The organism is Plantactinospora solaniradicis (assembly GCF_042658085.1).
In the GTDB taxonomy this organism is placed as follows: domain Bacteria; phylum Actinomycetota; class Actinomycetes; order Mycobacteriales; family Micromonosporaceae; genus Plantactinospora; species Plantactinospora solaniradicis.
The window spans coordinates 36,932-53,778 of sequence record NZ_JBHSPR010000013.1 but is presented as its reverse complement, the minus strand read 5'-3'; the positions used below and the strand labels follow the sequence as shown (position 1 = coordinate 53,778).

The following is a 16,847-nucleotide window of genomic DNA, read 5'->3' as shown; positions in this document are numbered from 1 at the left end:
CCCCGACCCGTCGTGCGCCGCTCGCTCCCGGTGCCCGTCGGGAGGCGTCGTCGAGAAAGACTCCTGACACCCTGGTCACCGGGCCGACCGGAGGGCGGGAAGTCGACGAAACCCCTGCCGGGTGCCCCGTGGACACCGGCGCGCGGCCGGAGCCGTCCATTGTGGGCGGCCGTGATCCGCTGCCGGTCGGCTACCCGGGGACCGGGGACGCCCGTGTTCGGCGACGGGTCTCGACTCCCGTCCGGAAACGGATCCAGGTGGCGGTGGTGGACTCCGCCACGCATCCGACCGCCGACCGTCTGGATGAGGAGTTCGAGGTCGTGATGCGACTGTCGACGCCGCTGGACGTGGAGCGGCTGGAGGCGGTGCTGCTGGTCTGCAAGCCGAAGCTGCTGCTGATGAAGCTGCCGTTGGACAGCGTCGATCCCCACCTGATGGCCTCGTGCATGATCCGGCAGGTCGACGTGCTGGTGCTGGCCCGGCCGACGTACGGCCTGCTTCGACCGGCTCGGCTGCGTCGACTCGGTGGGCTGCTGTGGGTCCACGTGCGGTGGCCGTCCGGCCGGCCAGCCTGCGGACGAGTCAAGCGGTGCCTGGACGTTGCGCTGGTCCTGGCCAGCCTTCCACTGCTGCTGCCACTGATGCTGCTCATTCTGGCGATGGTGAGCTGTCCCGGGCCGGGGCTCTACTTCCAGCACCGGGTCGGCGAGAGCGGCCGGCTGTTCCGGATCGTCAAGTTCCGGACGATGCGGGTCGATGCCGAGCGCGATCTCGGACCCCAACTGGCCACGCCGGATGACGGCCGGGTGACCGCGATCGGGCGGATCCTGCGTCGGGCCCGCCTGGACGAGCTGCCCCAGTTGTGGAACGTCCTGCGCGGTGAGATGACTCTGGTCGGCCCCCGCCCGGAACGCCCGGAGTTCGTCGACGAGTTCCGGCGCCTGCCCCACTACGATCTCCGGCATCTCATCCGGCCAGGTCTGACCGGGGTCGCCCAGCTCACCGGCGGCTACGCGGCGACCGCGGAGGAGAAGCTCCGCTACGACCTGCTGTACCTCAGCCACCGGTCGCTGCGGTTGGACCTGACCCTGCTCGCCCTGACGCTGGTCGACATGCTGCGGGGCTTTCCCCGTGGCTAGTCTGCCGGTCGCCGGCGGACGGCGGATCGCCCACAACACCGGCAGCCTCTTCCTCTCCCGGGTTGTGGTGGCCGGGGCGAGCCTGGCGGCACTGCCGGTGCTGTACGACGGACTGGGCCCTCGGGGGTTCGGCGTCTGGGCGCTGCTGGGGGTACTGGTCGCCCTCGTGTCCCTGGCCGACCTCGGGCTCGGCACGGCGCAGATCCGGGAGGTCGCCCGGGCGCACGATGCCGCGGGATGTCGACGGGCCCGTGCCGCGCTCGGCCTGGGCATGCTGTGCTCGGTCGGTCTTGGCCTGCTCGCCCTGCTCGGGACACTGGTGTGCTGGCCGGTGCTCGCCCGGCTGTTCCACGTCGGGGATCTGGCGCACGAGGCCCGGGACGGCGCGCTCTGGCTCATGCTGGGCGTGCTGTTGGACCAGATCTCACTGCCGTGGCGGTCGATGCTGGCCGGGACACAGCGGTACACGGCGATAGCCTGGACCACCGCCGCGACCGCCCTGCTGGGAGCGGTGTTCGCGGTTCTCGTGGTACGGCTCGGGGGTGGCCTCGCCGCGTTGGGTGCCTCGACGGCGGTCACCAGCGCGATCCGGGCCGCCGTGCTGATGACGACCGCGCACCGTGGCATCGGATGGCTGACACCGAGGGTCCGGGGAATCCGGCGGGCCGATGTCCGCGCCGCCGCCCGGTACGGCCTGCCGGTCCAGGTGACCCGCGCGACCGGAGTGGTGAACTCGGAGCTCGGCCGGCTGGTCGTCGGCGGTTCCTTCGGGCCCGCTCAGGTGGCCGGATTTGACCTGGGCAGTCGCCTGCTGAGCGTGCTGCGACTGCCCCCCGATCTGCTCTTCACGGTCCTCTTCCCGTTCGCGGTCTCCGGCGTCGCCCGGCACGGACGTGACTGGCTCGACAACTTCTACCTGACCACGACCAGGTACGTGGTGGCGTTCGCCGGGCCCTGCGCCGCGGCCCTGGTGGTCTGTGCCGACCCGCTGATCCGGTGCTGGATCGGCCAGCCGGTGCCGTGGGCGGCCGCGACCGTCGCGATCCTGGCGCCCAGCTACGCGCTCGGCCTCACCGCTGGCGCCGCCACCCTGGTCACCCGCGTCGAAGGACGGCCCGACCGGGAGACCTGGTACCTGCTCCTGGCGCTCGCACTGAACCTGGCGTTGGTCCCACCCCTCCTGCGGCTCTGCGGCCCGCTCGGTGCGGCGCTCTCGACCGCGATCGCGATCACCGTCAGCAGCGGGTACTTCGCGGTGTGGTTCCACCGGGCAACCGGCCGCCCCCTCGTCGGACTGCTGCGGGCGATCCGACCCGGAGTCGTCGCGGCGTTCGTGGCCGGCGTCGGCGGTGGGCTTGCCGCACCGTACCTGCCGGAGTTCGCCGGACGGACCGGCGCGGGGCTGACCGTGTTGTGCCGAGGCGGGGCCGTCCTGCTGATCGCCGCCGTCGTGCTCGTCGCGACCGGGCTGGTCGGCGGCGCGGAGCGGACCTGGCTGACTGCGCTGTGGCGCAGGTGGGCGCAGTACGGCCGAAGCCTGTTGACGAGACAGCCGGCGGCGCCCGTCGGTGGGGGCGTCCCCGACGCCACGATTCGGAAGGATGTTCCATGAGCAGTCTCGTCGCCGCTGAGCAGTGCACGCTGTGTGGCGGAACGCGTAGTGAGCCAGCCCTGGGCGGTGTACTGCGGCGCTGCCGGTCCTGCGCGTTCCAGTGGACCGCCGCGGAACTCGCATCCCCGGAGGAATTGTACGACGAGTCATATTATAAGAGTGAGTCGTACCGGCGGTATTTTGCGTTGGCCGCGCAGTGGCGATTCGAGGCGACCCGGCGGCTGCGATGGCTGCTCTCGGCGGTGCGACCCGCCACCCTGGTCGAGGCCGGGCCCGCCGGTGGCTTCTTTCTCAAGGCCGCATCGGCTCGGGGCATCTCCGTCGAGGGTGTCGAGGTGTCCGAGCTGGCCGCGCGGTATGCGCGCGAGCGGCTGGGCGTTCCCGTACGGCGCGGAATGTTCGAGAGCATCAGCCTCGCCGCGCCGGTCCAGGCGGTGTGTGCGTTCCATGTTCTGGAACACGTTCCGGATCCGCGTGTGTTCCTGAGCGCGGCCCGCGAGATGCTGCTGCCGGGCGGGTGGCTGGCACTGGAGGTGCCCAACATCTCCTCCGCCGCCGCCCACCGGTATGGGGCGTCCTGGGTGGATCTGGCGCCCCGCTACCACCACTGGCACTTCAGCCCCGAGTCGCTGGCCCGGCTGGTGACGGAGGCCGGCTTCGCGGTTGTCCACGCCGACACCATCTTCGCCTCCCACTACCTGCGCCCGAGTCGCTGGCCGAGCCGCTGGGGCATGGCGAGCCACTGGCGTTGCCTGCGGACCACCGGCTCGCTCCGGACCACCCATCCGCACCTCGGCGACTACCTTCGGCTGCTGGCGCGTCGCCAGCGGCCCGGGGGACGGGCATGACAACCGCGTCCGGCACCCCACGCGCCCGGACCGGACGACCGGCGGCCCGGCCGGACCGCTCCCCACCGGACGTGTCGGTGCTGTTGGTGAGCTGGAACACCCGCGACAAGACCCGGAGCTGCCTGGAGTCGCTGCCCGCGGCGGTGACGGACGGGCTGCGGTACGAGGTGATGGCGGTCGACAACGGCTCGACCGACGGGTCGGCCGAGATGCTGGCGGGGTACCCGGGCGTGCGGTTGATCCGCAACGACCGCAACCTGGGGTACGCCCAGGCGGTCAACCAGGCGTACCGGGAGGCGCGGGCCGACCTGCTCCTGCTGCTGAACAGTGACGTGCGGTGCCGGCCGGGCACGGTGTCGACGATGGTGAGTTTCCTCCGCCAGCGGCCGGAGGCTGCCGGCGTCGGCCCGCAGTACCTCGACGAGAACGGTGCGGTCGAACCGCACTATCTCGGCCTGCTCGGCTTCCGGGCGGCGCTTGGTCTCGCCGCTGGTCTGCGGTGGCTGCCTGGCCTCCGCGGCGCCTGGCGCGCGTACCAGTTGGACGGCGAGGACTTCCGGCAGGCCCGCCCGGTACCGCAGCCGGCAGCGAGCTGTCTGCTGTTGCGCCGGGCCGACCTGGACCCGGACCGGGTCTTCGACGAGGACTACCCGCTGTACTTCAACGACGTGTGGCTGGCTCGGCGGCTGGCCGCTGCCGGCCGGCAACTGTGGATGACGCCGGACGCGGTGGTCATCCACAACCGGGGCTCGTCCACCCGGCTGCTGGACGCGGCGACGCGGTCCCGCCACCATCTCGGCGGGCTCCTCCGCTACGTGGCACAGACCCAACCCCGACACCGGCTCCTGTTGTTGCGGGCGATGACGCTGATCGACCGTCAGCTGCGGTGGGTCCTCGGGGTACGCGGGCAACTCGGCCTGCGGGATCTGGTCGCCGCGCTGCGGGGCGATCCCGGTCCACTGCCCGGCGGCGACCTGCAGGACTGGGTGGTGATGCTCAGCGGCGTCGACTGGCGGACCGAGGCGCACCGTCAGCACGCGCTGGCCCGGGAACTGCTCGCCGATCACCGAGTGCTCTTCGTGGAACCACCGGGGCGACGCCCCCGATGGCGGTTCACGGTATGCAGGATCGCACCGTCGCTGTGGCGGGTGGTCCCACCGACGGTGTTGCCGGCCGGCCGGCAACTGCCACCGGTCAACTGGCTCAACCGCCGGATCGGAGCCCTGCTGGTCCGCCGCTGGCTGGACCGCCGCCCCGGTCGACGCTTGATCTGGATAGACGAGGACCTCTCCGCTACCACCGCCCGTCACCTGGGCGGGGAGGCGGTCATCTATGACGGTGCCGATCTTGACTGGACGTTCACCCGTCGGTGGAGCCGGTGGTACCTACGCCGTGGCATGCGGCGTGCGGTGGGCGCCGCGGACCTGGTCCTGGCCTCCTCCCCAGCGCTGGTCCAACGGTTGCCCGACGCCCGTCGGCCACCCGTCCCGCTGCCCAACGGATGTGACCCCGACCAGTTCAGCCCGTCCGGTCCGGTGGCCGAGTGGGCGGACCAACTGCCCCGCCCCGTACTGGGCTACGTCGGAGCGGTGGACACCCGCGCGTTCGATGCCGAACTCGTGGCGGCGGTGGCGCGGCTCCGTCCGGACTGGACGTTCCTGATCGTCGGTCCGTCCACGCCCGCCGGCCGGGCGCCGCTGGCCCGACTGGCGAACGTGCGGCTGCGGGAGCCGGTCGAATTCGCCCAGGTACCCGCCATTCTGCGGGCCTGCGACGTCTGTCTCATCCCGTACCGGGTCGGCGGCCTGATCGACTACGTCCAACCCAAGAAGTGCTACGAGTACCTCGCGCTCGGCAAGCCGGTCGTCGCCACACCGCTGCCAGCGCTGGAGCGGCTCGACGGGCTGATCCAGCTCGCTGCCGGGCCCACCGCCTTCGTCAGGGCGGTCGAACAGGCGTTGCGCTCCAGCCGCTGCCCGGATGCGTCGGCACGACGTCGGGCCGCGGCACTACGCAACAGCTGGTCGGTGCGCGGCAACCAGCTCCGGAACCTGATTGCCGAGTTGGCGGCGGGTAGATGAGGACCGTCACGCTGCTGCTGCCCTCGACGGCGGCCGGCGCAGGTCTGCTCGCGGCCACCGCCGTTCTGCTGCCGCACGACGCGTACCCGTCGGAGATCATCCCCGGCATGCCGGCATCGGGCCCGCGTGACCTCGGCCTGCTCGCGATCGCGATGATCGGCTGTTGCGTCGTCTTCATTGGATGGCCCTGGACGGTGCTGCCCACGGCCATCGTGGGAGTCCTGGGTGTCACGGCCGTACTCGGCGACAACTCCGTACGCTCGGTACTCGGACTACACGGCTTCCTCCTCGCGGCCGGATGCGTCAGCCTGGTGATCCGTCGGCTGGTCCTGGCGGGCGCGGAGAAACGCTCTCGCACCGTCGCCGACCTTCCGATGGTGATGGTGGTCGTGCTGATCGCCGCCGCCGCCGGGTACGGGTTGCTGCTCGGCAACGCTCCGCTCCAGGTCCTGATCGCGGGCTACCACTTCGCGGTCATCCCGGTCTACTACTTCCTGGCGACCCACACCCTGACCTCGCCGGACCGGATCAGATCGGCCGGCGTCCTCTTCGTCACCCTCTCCGCGGTCCTGACCGTGGCCAGCATGGCGGTACCCGGGCGGCATGGAGGCGCGTGGGCACTGATCGCGGCCTTCCCCCTGCTGGTGCTGAGCTGTCGAACCAACGGCTGGCGACGGGTCGGGCTCACCGCGCTGGCCGCGCTGTACCTGGCGGACCTGGTCCTGGCCTCGTACCGCACGATCTGGCTGCTCGCCGGGGTCACCCTGCTGGTCCTGTTCGCCTGCGGATCCGGAGCCGTCCGCCGAGCGGCGGGCGGGGCCGTCGCCGCGACCGTGCTGCTGCTCGCCGCCGCGCTCGCGTTCAGCGAAGGGGTGCGGGAGCGCTCCTCCGAGGTCTTCTCCGCGTTGGGACAGGGTGCGGGGTACCGGCTACCGGAGGCGTTGGTCGGCATCGACACGTTCCTGTCCAACCCCCTGGTCGGAGCCGGCCTCGGTCAGTCCACCCCGGACGTCTACCTGTCCGACTTCAAGGTGACGGAGGTCGGGCCGCTCTACCACGTGTTCTACGTGATGATCCTGGCCAACCTGGGGCTCGCCGGGATGGTCGCCCTGCTCTGGCCCATCCTGACGGCGCTCCGGCACGGACTGGCCGAGCGGGACGGCATGGCGTTCGCCTTCGCCGCACTGATCTGCGGATTCCTGGTGGCGGTGCTGTTCGCCGGCCCGGCCACCGGCCATTGGGCACTGGGCCTGCTGCCTGCCCTGGTGCTGTTGACGAAGCGGTCCACCACGACCACCGGGCCGGCCTCCCGAACCGAGGCGGGGAACACCGCGACGCCACAGGAGGTGAGATGAGTACGTCACCCGCCACCGCTGTGGTCGTGACCTACAACTCCGAGGACCACATCACGGAATGTCTCGCCGCGTTGGCGCGGGCGGACGTGCTTGTCCGGATGGTCGACAACGCCTCGACCGACCGCACGGTCGCGCTGGTCACCGAGCGGTTTCCGAAGGTCGACGTGGTCGTCAACCCGGTCAACCTGGGCTTTGCGGCGGCGGTGAACCAGGGGCTGTCGGGCATCGACACGGACGTGGTGCTGCTGGTCAACCCCGACTGCGTGCTGCCGCCGGCCACGGTGCGAGAGTTGGTCAGGACCCTGCGTACCCGCCCGGAGGTCGGCGTCGCCGGCCCACGGCTGCGCGACCCTGCCGGCCGGGTCGCGGTCAGCGCCCATCCCTTCGAGTCGCTCGGCAGCGTGCTCGCGTCCCGGTTCGGCGGTGCCCTGCTGCCGGTGGCACTGCGTAGGGCATTCAGCGGCGCCGACCGGCGCCGCGCGTACGACGCGTGCACCGGCACCGGCACCGGGGAGAGCGTGGCCGTCGACTGGTTGTCCGGCGCCTGCCTCGCGATTCGTACCCGGCTGCTGACCGAGATCGGCGGCCTCGACGAGGGCTACTTCATGTACTACGAGGACGAGGAGTTGTGCCTCCAGGCGTGGCGACGTGGCTCGGCGGTGGTCTACGTGCCCACGGTGGAGGCCGTCCACGTCGGCGGCGCCAGCAGCGACCCGGAGGTGACGTGGCCGCACCTGTACCGCAGCATGCTGCGTTTCTTCGCCCGGCACCGGCGCGGGACCTTCCACCTGGTACGCCTGGCCGTCGTGCTGCGCGCGCTGATCGGCGTCGTACTCGCCGGTATGCGCCGGGTCGGCAGGTCGAGAGAACGGGCCGGGTGGCGCGGCCGCGCCTGGCTCGAGGTGTGCCGCATCGCCGTCGCCAGCACCCCGGGTCCGGCAGGCCAGGAGCATCGCAAGGATCTCAGGAGACCGCAGTGCACGTGATGACCAGCGTCGTAGGTAAACGCACCGAACACTGGACCGACCTGTTCGCGGCATTGGCCGCCCGGCCCGAGGTCAGCCTCACGGTGCTGGCCGCCGACGTGTCGGAGCGTACCCGCCGTGACCTGGACCGGCTGAGCGACCGCTCGTCCCGACTGCGCTGCCACGTGTTGCCGCACCGGATCGGTGAGGACCGCACCGGCCACATGGCCTCGGTGCTGTTCGCGAGCGACGGCCTGCGGGCGCTGGCCCGTGACCGGCCACCGGATGTCATCCACATCATCGGTGAAGCGGCCTACCTGAGCACCTGGCAGGTGCTGCACCTGCGCCGCCGACACTGGCCGGGTGTTCCGGCGACGCTGTACGCGGCGCAGAACGTCGTGATCCGTTTTCCGCCGCCGTTTCCGCTGATCGAACGGTACGCCTACGGCGCGGTCGACCATGCCTTCCCGATCACTCCGGCCGCGTTGCACGTGCTGCGCAGCAAGGGCTACCGGGGACGGGCCACCCTCGTACCGCTGGGCGTGGACACGTCGACGTTCCAACCTGCCTCGACCGCACCGTCCCCGGCGTTCACCGCCGGGTTCGTCGGCCGTCTGGAGCCGCACAAGGGGATCGGCGACCTGCTCCGCGCGGTGGAACTCCTCGACTGTGACCTGTTGGTGGTGGGCGACGGCAGCATGCGCGCCGACGTCGAGCGCGCGGCGGTACGTCGACCCGGGCGGGTGACGCTGTGCGGCTGGGCCGACCACCAGGCACTGCCCGGCCTGCTCGCCCGGATGGACGTGCTCGTCCTGCCGTCGGTCGAGTTGGTGCAGCGGAACGTCGTGCCCTGGATCGGGATCCCCCTCCGGGAGCAGTTCGGCCGGGTCCTCGTCGAGGCGATGGCGTGTGGCGTGCCAGTGATCGGCAGCGACATCGGAGAGATTCCGTACGTCATCGGTGCGGCCGGACTGACCGTCCCATCCCGGGACGCCGACGCTCTCGCCGATCGGTTGGGCCGGCTCCGGGATGATCCGGCCTTCACCCGGGAACTGGCGGGCCGTGGGCTGCTTCGCGCGACCACCGAGTTCAGCTGGGATCGGATAGCCGACCTGATGTGCGGCGTCTGGGGGCAGGAGACCGGACGGTCCAGGTCTGGTCAGGTGGACAGTCCACCCGCCTCCGTGTCGACCAGCAGCACCTTCGGCGCCGTTGTCTCCGCCAGAAGGTCCGTCACCACTCACTCCGCGACGTCGCACTCCGCGGTCCATGGCTGACCGGATGAGCGCGTACTCGTGAGGGAATGGAGAGGGACCACATGCGGGTGATCTACATCAGTGGTATGGGCCGCAGCGGCAGTACGCTCCTGGACCGGATTCTCGGAGCGCTGCCGGGTGCCTGCGCGCTCGGCGAGGTGACCGACCTCTGGCGGATCTTCAGATCCGACGACAATCTCTGCGCCTGTGGCGCCCGCTATTCCCAATGTGACTTCTGGACCGCGGTCGGGGACCGGGCGTTCGGCGGCTGGCATCGGGCCGATCTGGACCGCCTTGCCTTTCTGCGGCGTGTCGTTCCGCGCATCCGGCACGTACCGTGGCTCGCCCGTCCCCGGTTGACAGGTGAACTACTTGCCCAGGTCAACGAGTACGTCGACTATTTCGCCCGGATCTACGCCGCCGCAGCCGGGCTGACCGGCGCACAGGTCATCATCGACTCGTCCAAGTTCCCCACGATCGGGCTCTGTCTGCGCTGGGCCCGCACCATCGATCTGCGCGTGGTGCACCTGGTACGGGACCCGCGCGGCGTCGCCTATTCCTGGACCAAGAAAATGCCCAACCCCGGGACGGAGGAAGGCATGCTGCCCCGCTTCTCACCGGCGACGTCGGCACTGCACTGGAATCTTCAGAATTCCATTGCGGGCCTGCTCGCCTCCGCGTCGGGGTGCGTGGGAGGAGAAACGGCCTACAAGGTCCCCGTGCGACGCGTCTACTACGAGAAGTTGCTCGCGGACCCTCGCGATGGCATCCGGGACCTTGCCAGCTTTGCCGGTCTCGACCTGTCGGACGGAGATCTGAGTTTTCTGCGCGACGACTACGCCGAACTTCCCGTCCCGCACAATATCGGTGGTAACCCGATGCGGTTCGCCACCGGTCGATTACCACTTCGTGAGGATGACACGTGGCGGCTGGCGTTTCCACCGCGGCAGCGCCGGCTGGTCAGCGCGATCTGCGCGCCGCTGCTCATCTCCTATGGCTATCCACTGAGGTAGAGCCGATGCCGGGGAACAAGAGGCGGTGACGGTACAGCGGCCCGCGTACCTCAGCGCGATGCCGCAACAGAGCGTCGTCGCCGTCGGCTTCCTCACCGCGCCGACGCTCAGCGGCGGGTTGGAGCCGTTGCTGCGGCCCGGCGGAGCACTCGGCGGTTGACGGCGGGCGGCGCCGCAGGCAATGTTCCGGCCGCCTTCCGGAAAGTACCTGGGTAGCCGACCGACGTTACGTCCGCTTGGTGACGACGAGTGGCGTGCTTGTAACGTAACCGCACCTCAGGGCAGGTAGGGATGTGTCCATCACCTGGTGTGATGTCCGGAAAGCTTCCGGAAGTTGTTGACGTCCCGGATTTCTCGCTGCGATACTTCGATCTATTGCGGTCGATGCGATGCATTGGTCGAGATATCGGGCAGCCGTCCCGCTCACATCCACCTGCCCGGACTGTTACGACCGCACCGTCCGTGCCCCGGCCCGGACGGCCGACACCGCAAGGTCGGCATCCCACCACCCGAGGAGGAGACCCGCTATGTTCGGCAAACTCGACAGGCCCCGGCCACCGACCACTCCAGGCTGGGTCAGCCATATCGCCCGGTTGGCCGTTCTCGCCACCACGGTGGCGGTGGGCGGCGTCGCCATCGCGGTCGTCGCCTCTCCGTCCAGCGCCGCCGCCTGCAACGGTTACGTCGGACTGACCTTCGACGACGGACCGACCGGCAGCACCAGCGCGCTGCTGTCCGTACTGCGCAACAACGGCGTACGGGCCACGATGTTCAACGTCGGGCAGAACGTCCAGAACAACCGGTCGGCGGCGCAGGCACAGGTCTCGGCCGGCATGTGGGTCGCCAACCACAGTTGGAACCACGCCCACATGACCTCGATGAGCCAGAGCCAGATGCAGTCCGACCTGTCCCAGACGAGTTCCGCGATCCAATCGGCGACCGGCAGTCGGCCGCAGCTCTTCCGGCCGCCGTACGGGGAGACGAACGCCACTCTTCAGTCCGTCGCCTCGTCGCTCGGCATGCGTCAGGTGATCTGGGACGTGGACTCCCAGGACTGGAACGGCGCCAGCGTCAGTCAGATCGTCTCCAACGCCGGCCGACTCCAGTCCGGCCAGGTCATCCTGATGCACGACGGGATCCAGAACACCCGCGACGCGATCCCGCAGATCATGGCGAACCTCACCAGCCGCAACCTGTGTCCCGGCATGATCTCGCCGTCCACCGGCCGCGCGGTGGCCCCCGACGGCACCACGCCGCCCACCACCCCGCCCGGCGGCAACCCCACCACCCCACCACCGGGCGGCGGAAACTGCAGCACGTCGGTGACGGCCGGCACCGTTTGGGGCGACCGGTACAACACCACGGTGACGGTCAACGGCGCCAGTAGTTGGACCGTGGTCGTGGGCGTCACCTCGCCGCAGTCGATCACCACCACCTGGAATGGCAGCGCCAGTCTGAGCAGCAATGGCACCGTGTTGACGATGCGCTCCAACGGCAGCGGCAACACCTTCGGCTTCACCACCATGATGAACGGCAACTCCGGCGGCCGACCGCAGGTCAGGTCCTGCACCGCCGGCTGACACCCGGCCAACCGGACGGGCGCCGGCCCCGGACGGGACTGTGAAATGAACGGCTCTGGCTCACTTTCGTTGGCGGCAGGGAGTAGCGCCCGGCCACCTGGGCGGTAGTCCTGTCCAGCCACGTGTAAGTCTGTGGTGCCGCTACGGAATGTCACCACCGAAAGTGAGCCAGAGCCCTCAGCGCTGCCGTCCGGTAGGTACCCTCGGCCGGTGTTCTCGCCTCAAGGCCCGTCTCTGGGTGAACTGTGCGTCCAGGCGCTGTCCTCGGTCGAGCGCGGCTACGATCTCCTGGCTCCGAAGTTCGACCACACCCCCTTTCGCACCCCGGAGAGCATTCTCGGGGCGACCGCTCACGCGCTGTCCGAACTCGGGCCGTTCAACCATGGGCTGGACGTCTGTTGTGGTACCGGCGCGGGCATGCTGGTTCTCCGGTCTCTGTGCGAAGGACGGATCACGGGCGTCGACTTCAGCGCCGGCATGCTCGGGTGGGCGCGGAGCGCACATCCGGACGCCACGTGGGTGCGGGCCGACGCCCGGGCGCTGCCGTTTGCCGAGCACTTCGACCTGGCGGTCACCTTCGGAGCGCTCGGGCACTTCCTGCCCACCGAACGGCCCGCACTGTTCGAGGGGGTGTACCGGGCACTGCGGCCCGGCGGGCTCTTCGCCTTCCCGATCGGCGCGCCGGCGCCGCTGACGTCGGTCTCGTACTGGGCCACGCTCGGATTCGACCTGGCCATGCGGGTCCGCAATGCCGTGTGGCGTCCCCCGTTCGTCATGTACTACCGCACCGGCCCGCTGTCCGCGGTCCGTGACGACCTGACGGCGGCTGGCTTCACCGCGACGGCCGCTGCCTTGACCGTTCTGGGCCGGCACCGGGACGGCAGCCCACGGTACTGGCTCATCCTCGCGCGTAAGCCGGCAGACCAGCACTGATGTCCGCTCGTCGCTACGCGGCTCGCCGCTCGGGCACCTCCGGCAGCGCATGCGGGCGCATCGACATCGACTGATCTTGCTCCGGTGACCAAATCAACGCCGGACAGCAACCGGACCGCACCCTCGATGGCTTCTGGCACCGTAGGGGTCAGGCAGGGAAACCGACCGCGTGGGTATCCATGAACTCGCGGATGCCCTCGATGCCCATTTCGCGGCCCATGCCGCTGTGGTTGAAGCCGCCGAACGGGGCGCGCTCGTCGAGGTGAGCGGCGCCGTGGGCGTTGACGAAGGTGTAGCCGGTCCGCAGTCGAGACGCGATTGCCGCGGCGCGGTCGAGGTCCGCGGTCCAGACGGAGGAGCAGAGCCCTGACCACGTGTGGTTGGCGCGAGCCACGGCGTCGTCCTCGTCGTCGAAGGGCAGGATCGGCAGGGTCGGGCCGAACTGCTCTTCGACCACGACGCGGGCATCGTCGGAGGGGTCGAGCACCAGAGATGGCCGGAGGAAGTTGCCCCGGGAGATGTCCGCCTCCTCGACAGCCTGCCCGAACTCGCGGACCTCGGCGCCGGACTCGCGCGCCTGGGCGGTGAGCTCCCGCACGTACTCCAGTTGTCGCCGGCTGTGCAGCGGGCCCATGGTCACACCCTCGTCGAGGCCGTGGCCCAACCGGGTCGCGGAGAGGATCCCGGACAAACCCTCGACCACCTCGTCGTAGCGCGAACGATGTACGTAGAGGCGCTTGGTCGCCATGCAGATCTGACCAGTGGAGTCGAAGGTGCCCGCGAAGAGGCGTTGCATCGCCTCGGTACCGAGGTCGGCGTCGGCGAGCACGATCGCGGGATCGTTGCCGCCCAGTTCCAGCGCCACACGGGTCAGCGACTCGGCAGCCATGGACATGATCCGCTTGCCGCCGGTTGGACTGCCGGTGAAACAGACCTTCTTGACGCGATCGTCCTGGATCAGCGCCGCACCGATTTCCGCGTCGGCGCCGGTGACGACGTTCAGAACACCCGGTGGCAGTGACTGCGCCACCAGTTGCACGGTGCGGACGGTGGCCAGCGGCGCGGTGGGTGGCGGCTTCACCACGACGGTGTTACCGGCCAGCAGCGCCTGCGGCAGCGCGGCGGCCAGGATCGCCAGCGGCCAGTTGAACGGCACGATGATCGTCACAACGCCCAGCGGCAGGTACGAGATTTCGGTGCGGTACGGCGGCGCCGGCAGGTGCGTCACGCGCTCGAGTTCGTCGGCCAGGCCTACGGCCAGGTTGAAGCGGTGCTCGAACACGACGGAATCGATGAACGACTCCAAGCGGATCTTGCCGTTTTCCCGGGTGAGCACCTCCGCCGTTGCCGAGCGGTCGGCCTCCAAGGGAGCAAGTGCCGCCGTCAGCAGTGCGGCCCGCTCCTGTGGGGTACGGGCCGCCCACGCCGGGAACGCTCGATGGGCCGCGGTGACTGCGGACGTTGCCTGCTTGGCGCTGGCCGCTGCGGCGTGGCCGACAACCGACACGCCGTCGGCCGGGTCGATCACCTGCAGTGTGTCGTCGGCGGTGCGAATCTCGCCGCCGATGAAGAGCTCGGTCCTGATCTCGGGCAGCTGGTCCAAAGACACCATCGTCTGTTCCTCCGGATTCGCAGGGGCCGCAGAACCGGCGCGCAGTGCGCGCGAGCCAACGATAATTCGGATGCCGCGCGATTCCCACGGGTGTTGGACCTGATGTGCCTGTGCGATCTGGACGGTCGGGCCGAGACATCTGACGTAGGTGCGCCCGGTCCGCCGGGCTGGGCGACGGGTGCGGCCGGCCTCCACGGCTCAGGTGCCCGCGCCACCGCCCGGTGGTGCCACCCTCGGAGGTCGGCTCACCGGGCAGTCGCGGTCAGGCCGTGATCTGTAGGCGCTCGGCCAAGCCACGGAGTTCCGTGCCGCCGGCGCGGCGGATCGAGCGGTCCAACAGCGCGCGGGTGGTCTCGTGGGCCAGGGCCGACGTGTGTACGTGCTGGGGCGCCAGCCGTTCGGCGGTGAGCAGGAAGCGGATCGCCTCGTGGTCCCGGCCACGCAGCCGGGCCAGGGCCCGCGCGGTATCGGCGTAGTAGAACACCTGCCGAAAATTGGCCGGGATGGCCGCCGGCCTCGTAGCGCGGGCGATCTCCACGGCGTGGCCCGGATCGCCGCCGTCCGCCTCGATGCCGATCTGCCAGATGGCGACGTTGGTCGGGCCGAAGTACAGGCCCATCGTGGAGGTCTCGCCGGTGCGGCCGGCAAGCTCGACGGCCTCGGCCGACCAGGCCCGGCTGTCGTCCAGGCGTCCGCGGCCACGGCTGGCCAGCGCGCAGGCGAGCAGCAGCGAGCCGAGTACCTCGGAGACACCCGCCTGGCCGGTGTGCCCGCGCAGCTCGTTCACCGCGCGTTCGGCCAGCGTGAGTCCACGCTGGTAAGAGCCGCAGGCGGCGGCCGCGCAGGCACGCGCGTAGGCGGCGTACCCCCGAAGCGCCAGGTCGTCGGCGGCCTCGGCCGCGTCCCGGCAGCGCTCGGCACCCAGCCACGCGTCGGCCGGGCGGCCAAGGTTGCGCAGCACCGACGAGGCGATGAACGTGACGTCGCAGAGCAACCGCAACGCGACTCCGCGGTCCGGGCCGGCGGTCTCCGCGTGCAGGTCGCGCAGCAGGTTCGACAGGAGGCGGGCGGCGCCGGCGTAATCACACGCCTGCCGCAACGTGTCGACCAGAGTGACCGTACGAGCCAACTCGGCGACCGAGGCCGAGGGTCGGGTGCCCGGTTCGGACAGGTCGATGTCGACCAGAGCCTGCCGGATGCCATGCACGTCGGCGTGCGCGGCGACCACATCCCGATCGGCCGCCGGCACCGGTACGCCGGTCAGCTCGGCCGGCGCGCAGTCCAGCGCCGCCGCGATGTCGGCCAGCGTGAACCGGTTGTCGGCAGCCTGCCTGCCCCTCTCGATCCGGCTCCAGGTGGCGTGCGAGATGCCGGCACGGCTGGCGGCGTACCGGATGCTCCAGCCGCGCAGCAGACGGCGTGCCCGGATGCGTTCCCCGATGCCGGGATCACCGCTCGGTCGTGGCGTCATGCCCGGACGGTATCCCGTTCGCCCGCCGCTCGCGGTACATGCCCGTACCACCGCTCTGTCACGCCTGGTCCACCCACCGCACCAGTGCGCGAACCTAGCCGATCTTGTATCCCGCGTGCTACCGGCGAGCTAGCCGCGTTCCGCGTTGTGCTTCGCGACCAGGCTCGGGAGTTCGTCCAGCGAATCGATGCGGAACAGGCACTGCTCGGACACGGCGGGGATGTCGAGGATGTAACCCCACGGCCCGCGCCGGATCAGGCACGTCTTCATACCGGCCTCCCTGGCCGGGCGTACATCGTTGTCGGGCCGATCGCCGACGTACAGGATCGAAGACGCATCGCCACCGCCAGCGCGAACGACCCGCTCGAAGAAGGCCGGTGACGGCTTCTCCACACCCCAACCGTGCGACGTACCGATCACGTCCACGGAGAGGCCGAGAGCGCGGAGGGTCGTCTCGGCATGAGCTGGCTGGTTGCCGGCCAGGCCCACGAACAGGCCCTGATCCTTCAGCGAGGTCAAGCACGATCGCGCGTCGGGGTAGAGGTCCTCTTCGCCGAACGACTCCGGCTTGCCGGCAGCTGCACGGCGTTCGAGTTCGGCCGCGAGATCGAAACCGGGCCGGAAGACCCGGAACGGTTCCTGCCAGTCCAGACCCCGGGCGATCGCCGCACCGAAGACCGCCGAGAACGTATGCCGTGGAACGCCGAGCCAGTCCGCCCAGGTGTTGAACTCGCGGGACTCGTCGAGGATCGTCCCGCCGACGTCAAAAAAGATCGCGTCGATCACTTGCGTTCCTCCGTCACGGTCGCGCTGCCGGTGGATCATAGACGGGATCGTCGCGACCTTGCCCATGATCATCACCGGGCGATGGCGCCCAGCCCGAGCCGTGACCAGCGTGCTGCGTAGGCAGACCATGGGTAGACAGCGAAGCGGGCGCCCCGCTGTGTCATCCAGGCGCCGATTCGACACAAACGGTCGCGGC

The 16,847-nt window shown here is 70.1% G+C and carries 14 protein-coding genes; 11 read left to right on the top strand and 3 right to left on the bottom strand.

What is annotated here, in order from left to right; genetic code table 11:
• Positions 1-266 precede the first annotated feature (266 nt).
• The 11 genes from ACFP2T_RS18145 (at position 267) to ACFP2T_RS18095 (ending at position 12,782) form a co-directional block, all read left to right on the top strand.
• A complete protein-coding gene (locus ACFP2T_RS18145) occupies positions 267-1,139 on the top strand; it encodes a sugar transferase (protein WP_377423168.1) in 873 nt (290 codons plus the stop codon).
• Positions 1,132-2,751 carry a lipopolysaccharide biosynthesis protein gene (locus ACFP2T_RS18140; protein ID WP_377423166.1) on the top strand — a complete coding sequence of 540 codons (1,620 nt, stop codon included), beginning with the start codon at positions 1,132-1,134 and terminating at the stop codon, positions 2,749-2,751. Before ACFP2T_RS18145 ends, ACFP2T_RS18140 begins: the two co-directional genes overlap by 8 nt.
• Complete coding sequence (locus ACFP2T_RS18135; RefSeq protein ID WP_377423165.1) at positions 2,748-3,599, top strand: class I SAM-dependent methyltransferase; 852 nt, start codon at positions 2,748-2,750, stop codon at positions 3,597-3,599. The genes ACFP2T_RS18140 and ACFP2T_RS18135 overlap by 4 nt, the downstream gene beginning before the upstream one ends.
• Entirely contained in the window at positions 3,596-5,680 is a 2,085-nt protein-coding gene (locus ACFP2T_RS18130; RefSeq protein WP_377423163.1) for a glycosyltransferase, read from the top strand. The genes ACFP2T_RS18135 and ACFP2T_RS18130 overlap by 4 nt, the downstream gene beginning before the upstream one ends.
• On the top strand, positions 5,677-7,035 hold the full coding sequence (locus ACFP2T_RS18125; RefSeq protein WP_377423160.1) for a hypothetical protein: 1,359 nt from the start codon (positions 5,677-5,679) through the stop codon (positions 7,033-7,035). The genes ACFP2T_RS18130 and ACFP2T_RS18125 overlap by 4 nt, the downstream gene beginning before the upstream one ends.
• Positions 7,032-8,021, top strand: a complete 990-nt coding sequence (locus ACFP2T_RS18120) for a glycosyltransferase family 2 protein (protein WP_377423159.1) — start codon at positions 7,032-7,034, stop codon at positions 8,019-8,021. Before ACFP2T_RS18125 ends, ACFP2T_RS18120 begins: the two co-directional genes overlap by 4 nt.
• Positions 8,021-9,277 (top strand): glycosyltransferase family 4 protein, encoded by a 1,257-nt coding sequence (locus ACFP2T_RS18115; protein ID WP_377423157.1) that lies wholly within the window; start codon positions 8,021-8,023, stop codon positions 9,275-9,277. The genes ACFP2T_RS18120 and ACFP2T_RS18115 overlap by 1 nt, the downstream gene beginning before the upstream one ends.
• A gap of 41 nt (positions 9,278-9,318) precedes the next feature.
• Positions 9,319-10,269, top strand: a complete 951-nt coding sequence (locus tag ACFP2T_RS18110; RefSeq protein ID WP_377423154.1) for a sulfotransferase — start codon at positions 9,319-9,321, stop codon at positions 10,267-10,269.
• A gap of 25 nt (positions 10,270-10,294) precedes the next feature.
• Complete coding sequence (locus ACFP2T_RS18105) at positions 10,295-10,429, top strand: hypothetical protein (RefSeq protein WP_377423152.1); 135 nt, start codon at positions 10,295-10,297, stop codon at positions 10,427-10,429.
• Between the two features lie 367 nt (positions 10,430-10,796).
• The gene (locus tag ACFP2T_RS18100) at positions 10,797-11,849 is read left to right on the top strand and encodes a polysaccharide deacetylase family protein (protein ID WP_377423149.1); all 1,053 of its coding nucleotides are present in this window, start codon (positions 10,797-10,799) and stop codon (positions 11,847-11,849) included.
• 210 nt (positions 11,850-12,059) lie between these two features.
• Positions 12,060-12,782, top strand: a complete 723-nt coding sequence (locus ACFP2T_RS18095) for a class I SAM-dependent methyltransferase (RefSeq protein WP_377423148.1) — start codon at positions 12,060-12,062, stop codon at positions 12,780-12,782.
• Between the two features lie 148 nt (positions 12,783-12,930).
• Here ACFP2T_RS18095 and ACFP2T_RS18090 read toward each other — a convergent pair whose 3' ends face one another.
• The 3 genes from ACFP2T_RS18090 to ACFP2T_RS18080 form a co-directional block, all read right to left on the bottom strand.
• Positions 12,931-14,385, bottom strand: a complete 1,455-nt coding sequence (locus ACFP2T_RS18090) for an aldehyde dehydrogenase family protein (protein ID WP_377423147.1) — start codon at positions 14,383-14,385, stop codon at positions 12,931-12,933.
• Positions 14,386-14,656: 271 nt separating this feature from the next.
• Positions 14,657-15,865 (bottom strand): helix-turn-helix domain-containing protein, encoded by a 1,209-nt coding sequence (locus tag ACFP2T_RS18085; protein WP_377423144.1) that lies wholly within the window; start codon positions 15,863-15,865, stop codon positions 14,657-14,659.
• Between the two features lie 129 nt (positions 15,866-15,994).
• Positions 15,995-16,651: an HAD family hydrolase gene (locus ACFP2T_RS18080; protein ID WP_377423811.1), complete on the bottom strand. Its 657-nt coding sequence runs from the start codon at positions 16,649-16,651 to the stop codon at positions 15,995-15,997.
• Positions 16,652-16,847 lie beyond the last annotated feature (196 nt).